Consider the following 6,544-nt stretch of genomic DNA (forward strand, 5'->3'; position numbering starts at 1 on the left):
CTCTAAAAAGCCTATAAAGGCGGGAATACGCAGATTATAGCATCTCTTGACCCATATTTTCTTGATCGAAATAGGTTACTCGGTTACGTCCGTTTGCTTTTGATCGGTACATTGCCGCATCGGCATGTCGTACCAAAATTTCGATCTCTTCTCCGTGATCGGGATAAAATGCGGCACCGATACTCACTCCGATGCCCATCAACGTTCCATTGACGACGAAAGGCTCTTTGAGCATTTCTAGTATTCTCTCAAACAATGGATGAACATCTTTGACCGACATAATGTCGCTGAAAACTATGACAAATTCGTCTCCGCCGATGCGAGCGATGGCATCACTTTGTCGAAGCACTTTTTCAAGCCGATGCGATACTTGACGCAATACATTATCTCCCACATCATGCCCATATGCATCATTGATATGTTTAAATCCGTCCAAATCCAAAAACGATACCACTGCTTTGGTCTGTTTGCGTTTGGCAAAGGATAATATCTGTTCCACCAATGTAATAAATAAATGGCGATTCGGCAAATTGGTCAGAGGATCATAATTTGCCATATGATGGAGTTGCTCTTGACGTATTTTATGTTCGGTAATGTCGCTAAAAATCCCGATGTAATTTTCGACATTGAGATTTTGATCCCGAATTGCATCGATTCGCAAAAATTCGGCATAAAGCTCTCCGTTTTTTTTCTTGTTCCATATCTCACCACGCCATGTTCCAGTAGTGTTTATCGATTCATCGAGCTGGTCATAAAATTCTTTGTCATGGACCCCCGAACGCAATATAATCGGTTTTTTTCCCAACACCTCTTCGCGTGCATAGCCGGTCACTTGGCAAAACGCTTCATTTACCTCAATGATACGTTTTTGCGGTTCGGTGATAACAATCCCTTCTTGTGAGTTATGAAATACCCCCGCAGCACGGCGCAGTGATTTTTCATGCTCTTGCATGATTGCCATCTGCTCTTCTAACGATGTTGATTTGCTCCGCAATGAATGAGTCAAATGTCTCATTTTACTGATAAAGCCCATCAAAAGAAGAATAATCAGCGTGAGTGAAAAAATGATAGAGTGGGCATAACGTGCAATGACGTCTTTTAATGAAAAAGTCGGGATAGTATCGTAGGGTTTTACCCATAGTTCCTGCATCATCGAACGAATCCCTTCGTACGACAACGGGATATTCCATCCATAATACCCTGCATTTTTCGTCACTTCCGATCCGTATGGCAAGTTAAGCAATGCAACCGCGACTTTGTTGGCTAAAAAGTGATTCGTCTTTTTAGCCGCCGAAAACGGCCACTCGGGATAAAACGGGGTCAAAAGGGCTTGAGGAAACCCTCCCATAGAATGGATAATCTCGAAATTTTTTGAACGAAAAGCTAAAACACCGATGACGGCTGTCGTTTTTTTAGGCTGTTCAATTTTCGCTCCTATGAAGCTATTGAAAACGATGAGCGTTATAAAAATTGCAAGAAGAGTTTTAATCATCTTATACCTCACTAATGCTTAGTATAAGAGGAATAACTTTAAGAAAAAGTTAAATGATGTTTGTTTTTATTCTGTTGCGCTTTGAAGTACTGCTTCGAAATCATTTTGTGCCTGTTTCAATACCTCTTTTGCTTCCGCATCATTAACACTGGCACTACTCATCCAGCCATACACTCTCGGAAAGCCCATGACGATGTTATATAATCGGTAAAGCCAGAAAGGACGAATCCAGCCAGTTTTAGCCCCTCTTCAATCGTCATCTAATAAACGTAACATCATTTACCCTTTAGAAGAGGTAGTTCACTTCAAAGCGATACTCATTATATGATTCATAGTCTTTTACTAATGTCGCACTCGTTTTTGTGGATGGATCAGCATTGACTGCAGCAAAACGGAATTTAAATTCGGTATTCGGCAATGATTTAAATGTTTGAATCAAATCTACGTGTACCATCGAACGATCCGATAAATCAGTTGTTTTTGCTAGCATTTTTTTATCATCAAAGTTCGTATCGGTATATGAAAGAGCACCAATTAGCCCTGGAACAAGTCCTGCTTTATCAAAATCATAATCTGCTTTTACCTTCCATGATTTTGTATTAGCAATCCAGTTCACCTGTCCCATATCACGCGTATAGCCACCCGTCGGGAATCCACGCCACGGAGCGATAATATCCGCATCATCGGCTACTTTTGAATATCCGGCCATGAGAGATAACGGCCCCTTGGCCACAACCAAACGCTCCATCAAAATACTACCGTCAGCACTGTATCGATTTGTGTATGATGCTAATGCAGCTGCATTTGGTGTTTTATCACGTCCAAGCGCTCCATTTAATGACGCTCCACCTATTGCTCCAGCACCATCATCCATTTGACGAAGGTAGCGAATACCCGGCATTAATGTCCAGCCATCCCCTAAAGCAATTTGATAATTGGCTTCAGCAATTGCCGTTGAGAAAAATCCGCTGATACCGACATACTCACCATTGAGTGTCAAATTTGGGATAGATTTATTTTCAGCTGTCAGTAGGAGCATCTCAGGATTTGCATCACCGTGTACTGCGGCAATATTTTTGATGCTTAATCCTTTATGTACTCCCGAGTCATCATTCCCGTTTACTTTGAAAAACATTCCTAGGCCTGTAGTTCCATCATATGCTAAAATGCTATGAAATTCTTGATGATCACGCAATTTTTGCGCCATAACATATCCCGCACGTACTTTTGTATTTGGGATATCTTTATTTTCAACTACTGCCGCTTCAAAAGTATTCGGAATCATTTTAGTATCATTCGTTGCAAGCATGATGCTATCAATCCCTTGACGCCCTACTTTTACATCTGTTTTTCCAGCTTTGTACTCACCATATGCTTCTGCAAAGACTAAAATTGACTCTTCAGTGCCATCTGCACGCGTTCGATAAGTATCTTTACCGGCTTTTCCAAAATTCATTCCAGCAGCAGATGCTAATGCAGGATCTATATTTTGGTTTGCCATTGGTATCGTGCCATAGACCCCTACGGTAGCACCAAGTCCTTTGTAAAAACCTGTTTTATAAACTAAACTACCACCCAAACCCCACTCATTATTGTCACGAGTTTGTGTAGTACCTGATTTTAACTCATCATCCCAATCCCACCAAAACATATTTGAACGGATACGACCATACACATCACCTTCGCTAAACATTTCACCGATAGAATTGACCGAACCTGGCGTTTTTGTATATTCGATTTGACCATTTGCTTTAAGCACACGGTCTTCTGTTTTAAGCGCATACGCCGAAGTTGCCAATAAACATATAGCTGCTGCTACCATACTCAATTTTACCAATTTCATTCCCAACTCCTATTTTGATTTAAACGCCAATGAGAGCTGATCGCTTAGCCGCTCCAGCGTTTGAAAGTTCACTTTTTTCTCCAAATACCATAATGCACCGCCAAGTACTATCGCAATAAATAAAAATACCCCGGCAATCGTCCGCTTATCGGCAAAAATACGGTACCAGCGATCCATCAGCGTGTCCCTTTTTGCTTTTTGCCCATCTTATAGACATACGCCAAGACTTCCGCAACGGCGGCGAAGAGCATATCAGGGATCGGACGATCCAGTTCTACTTCGGCATACAAGGAGCGAGCAAGCGGCGGATTTTGAACGATATGGACTCCGTTTTCACGAGCGATTTTTTTGATCTGAATCGCAATATTATCCACCCCTTTGGCAACCACCACCGGAGCATTGTGCTTATTCTCATCGTACACAATCGCCACCGCGTAGTGGGTCGGGTTGGTGATGACGACATCGGCGGTAGGGACGGCCGACATCATACGCTTACGAGCCGCTTGCATCTGAATTTGGCGGATTTTCGCCTTAATATGCGGATCCCCTTCCATATTTTTCATCTCATCTTTAATTTCTTGCAGCGACATTTTAAGTTTGTCAAAATACTGTTTCCGTACCAAAAACAGATCCACAATCGCATAGATAAAAATGACAATGAGCATCACGGAGGCCAATACAATCGCTTTATCACGCAACCATACCAGCTGATCGTGGAGATTAAAGAGTGCTACTGTCGGAAGTTCCTCGACGTAATACCAAAAGTAGAGGAATCCAATCCCCAATGCAGTCAACGATTTTAGGGTGATTTTCACCGATTCGAGTGCTTTTTGGAGGGTAAAGAGGTTGCCAAATCCTTTGATCGGATCGAGTTTGGAGAAATTGGGGACGAGCGGTTTGGTCGTAAAATTAAACCCGATCTGTGCCACGGTACCCAACACCCCCGCTATCGCTACGATCAATGAAATAGGGATCGCCATAATCAAAAATTCTTTCATCGTGACAATCGCCATATCAATCATCAATTCTCGATCAAGCGGCTGTGTCATCAGTGAAAAATAATACCGCGAAAGGTTAAGCATCCGATCGGCAATGAACGAAAACATCATCAATACCGCTAAAATCGCGACAAATAAAACCACAACCCCGACAATATCCTGACTCTTCGCGACGTTCCCTTCAGAACGGGCATCTTCGAGCTTCTTGGCGGTGGGTTCCTCGGTCTTTTCTTGATCGTCTGCCATTAATTATCAATCCTTATCTTCTGCAATGCTTTGCATTGCGATCCTTTAGTGCCATAGTAGCTAACGTAGAGGGTCGGGACTTTGTTCCGACTCTCGTATTGCATGAAAATGGACTTAGTCCATTTTCATAGAAATATCGATCCAATTAGCCTGATGGATAAGGGCACCGGTACTGATCGCATCGACACCTGTGGCGGCATACGCTTCGATCGTCTCTAATGTGATATTTCCGCTCGCTTCGAGCAATACGCCGCTGTGGTGTTCCCATTTGTACTTCACCACTTCACTCAACTGTTCAACGTTCATATTATCGCACATAACGATATCAGCCCCGCATCGCATCGCATGAGCCGCCATCTCAAAATCTTCCGCTTCGATCTCAATTTTCGAGGTAAAGGGGATTTTTTTGCGCGCCTCTTCCATAAAATTCTCTAAATTACTGATCGTTTTGAGATGGGTATCTTTGAGCATCAGGGCATCGTCCAATCCCATACGGTGGTTTGTCGCTCCACCGATACGGGTCGCGTATTTTTCAAAATCACGAAGCATCGGACGGGTTTTTCGAGTATCGAGGAGTTTTGTCCCATAAGGGGCAATAATATCAACATAACGGCGGGTCAACGTCGCGATGGAACTGGCATGCAGCAGCATATTGAGCAGTGTCCGCTCAATTCGCAGCAGCGTGTGTGAATCGCCGGAGAGTTCCATCAGAACCTCCCCTTTGACAAACAGCTCACCGTCGTGTTTGTTCCACACGATTGAAAATTGCTCAATGTCCGCCAATACACGCAGATATTCCTCTCCTGCTAAAACGCCGTCACTTTTGGCAATGATCTTCGCACTGGCGCTCACCGCATCGGAAACCCGCGCATACAGATCCCCACGCCCTACATCTTCGGCTAACACGTCGCGGATAAATTGTTCGATCATAGAGTTACCTTTTTATCGTTTTTAACATCATTGGGAAATTGTTAGTTGAAAGGATTGATAATGTTCAAGCTTCCATCTATCAGCATCTCGTGTTGCATATCTTCGCTATAAACAACAGTGCAGTTATTTTCTAAAGCTGTTGCTACGATTAGCGCGTCATAATATTGAAATTGGTATCTATCTTTGAGTTTGAGCGCTTTAATTTGGGTGGTCAGATCAAAATCAACAATAGGCAAAACATTATCGATCTCCAATAAAACATTTTCTACTTGATCCGAATCTAACTTAAACTTTTTGAGAAGGATATTGCTGAGTTCATTGATGACTTGCTTGGAGATTATCACATTATTTTCGAAACTATCGAGCAGTTGCAAAGCTACGGATTGTTTTTTTGGTTCATCTTCCGAATAAGCATAAATCAGGATATTAGTATCCAAAAAAGCCTTATCGTGCATTTGCCTCTTCTCTATCAAATCGATAGCCCTTTGTTTTAATCGAAATAGAGTTTAGCTTTTTAGGCTTTGTTGAAGTGCTACTTTCTACAGTCAGTTTCACATCGTTTTTCGGTAGGTTGTTCAAAAAAAACATCACTTTATCGAAAATGGTGTCATTGACTTCGAGTTTGAGCGTATGCATCTGATCCCTCCTGTTTTGTATGTTGAGTAAATTATATCCCAAAACTCATAAAGAGATTCATAAGATATACCATTCTTGTCATACCGAACTTCACGTGCCCTTTAGGGTAGATTCGGCATCTACGCTTTTGCGGTTGTGGATTCCGTGTCGTGGCACGGAATGACGATGGGAATTTTTAAATGTCGATTGACATTAATATGCGTGAAAAAAACTACAAAGATGCTCAACGTCTCTTTATAAATGGGCTCCAGAAGCCACATTCGAATGTAACAGGAAAAAAAGCTGAAGAAAATTTTGAATTTGTTACAAAATACTTAGCTTCTAGTGGGGATCAGGAATCAAAGTGGATGATTGAAACCGCAAATAATCTTGAGCAATAACGTCTTTTAGAGCGAACAA

The 6,544-nt window shown here is 42.1% G+C and carries 9 protein-coding genes; 1 reads left to right on the forward strand and 8 read right to left on the reverse strand.

Features of this window, described 5'->3' with window-relative positions; all coding sequences use genetic code 11:
• Window positions 1-34: 34 nt before the first annotated feature.
• From JHC35_RS06015 to JHC35_RS06050, 8 genes are all read right to left on the reverse strand, one after another.
• Window positions 35-1,492 (reverse strand): sensor domain-containing diguanylate cyclase, encoded by a 1,458-nt coding sequence (locus JHC35_RS06015; protein WP_295042986.1) that lies wholly within the window; start codon window positions 1,490-1,492, stop codon window positions 35-37.
• Window positions 1,493-1,558: 66 nt separating this feature from the next.
• Window positions 1,559-1,681, reverse strand: a complete 123-nt coding sequence (locus JHC35_RS06020) for a hypothetical protein (protein WP_295042988.1) — start codon at window positions 1,679-1,681, stop codon at window positions 1,559-1,561.
• A 97-nt stretch (window positions 1,682-1,778) separates the two neighbouring features.
• A complete protein-coding gene (locus JHC35_RS06025) occupies window positions 1,779-3,335 on the reverse strand; it encodes an OprD family outer membrane porin (protein ID WP_295042990.1) in 1,557 nt (518 codons plus the stop codon).
• A gap of 9 nt (window positions 3,336-3,344) precedes the next feature.
• Entirely contained in the window at window positions 3,345-3,512 is a 168-nt protein-coding gene (locus JHC35_RS06030) for a hypothetical protein (protein WP_295042992.1), read from the reverse strand.
• Window positions 3,512-4,579 (reverse strand): flagellar biosynthesis protein FlhB, encoded by a 1,068-nt coding sequence (gene flhB / locus JHC35_RS06035; RefSeq protein ID WP_295042994.1) that lies wholly within the window; start codon window positions 4,577-4,579, stop codon window positions 3,512-3,514. Before flhB ends, JHC35_RS06030 begins: the two co-directional genes overlap by 1 nt.
• A 114-nt stretch (window positions 4,580-4,693) precedes the next feature.
• Entirely contained in the window at window positions 4,694-5,509 is an 816-nt protein-coding gene (gene nadC, locus JHC35_RS06040) for a carboxylating nicotinate-nucleotide diphosphorylase (protein WP_295042996.1), read from the reverse strand.
• 41 nt (window positions 5,510-5,550) lie between these two features.
• Window positions 5,551-5,946: a PIN domain-containing protein gene (locus tag JHC35_RS06045; protein WP_295042998.1), complete on the reverse strand. Its 396-nt coding sequence runs from the start codon at window positions 5,944-5,946 to the stop codon at window positions 5,551-5,553.
• A gap of 7 nt (window positions 5,947-5,953) precedes the next feature.
• Window positions 5,954-6,145 carry a hypothetical protein gene (locus JHC35_RS06050; RefSeq protein ID WP_295043000.1) on the reverse strand — a complete coding sequence of 64 codons (192 nt, stop codon included), beginning with the start codon at window positions 6,143-6,145 and terminating at the stop codon, window positions 5,954-5,956.
• A 179-nt stretch (window positions 6,146-6,324) separates the two neighbouring features.
• Between JHC35_RS06050 and JHC35_RS06055 the strand changes: the two genes are divergently transcribed.
• Window positions 6,325-6,525 (forward strand): hypothetical protein, encoded by a 201-nt coding sequence (locus JHC35_RS06055; protein ID WP_295043002.1) that lies wholly within the window; start codon window positions 6,325-6,327, stop codon window positions 6,523-6,525.
• The last annotated feature ends 19 nt before the right edge of the window (window positions 6,526-6,544 follow it).

It is taken from the genome of Sulfuricurvum sp. (assembly GCF_022759005.1).
Classification (GTDB): domain Bacteria; phylum Campylobacterota; class Campylobacteria; order Campylobacterales; family Sulfurimonadaceae; genus Sulfuricurvum.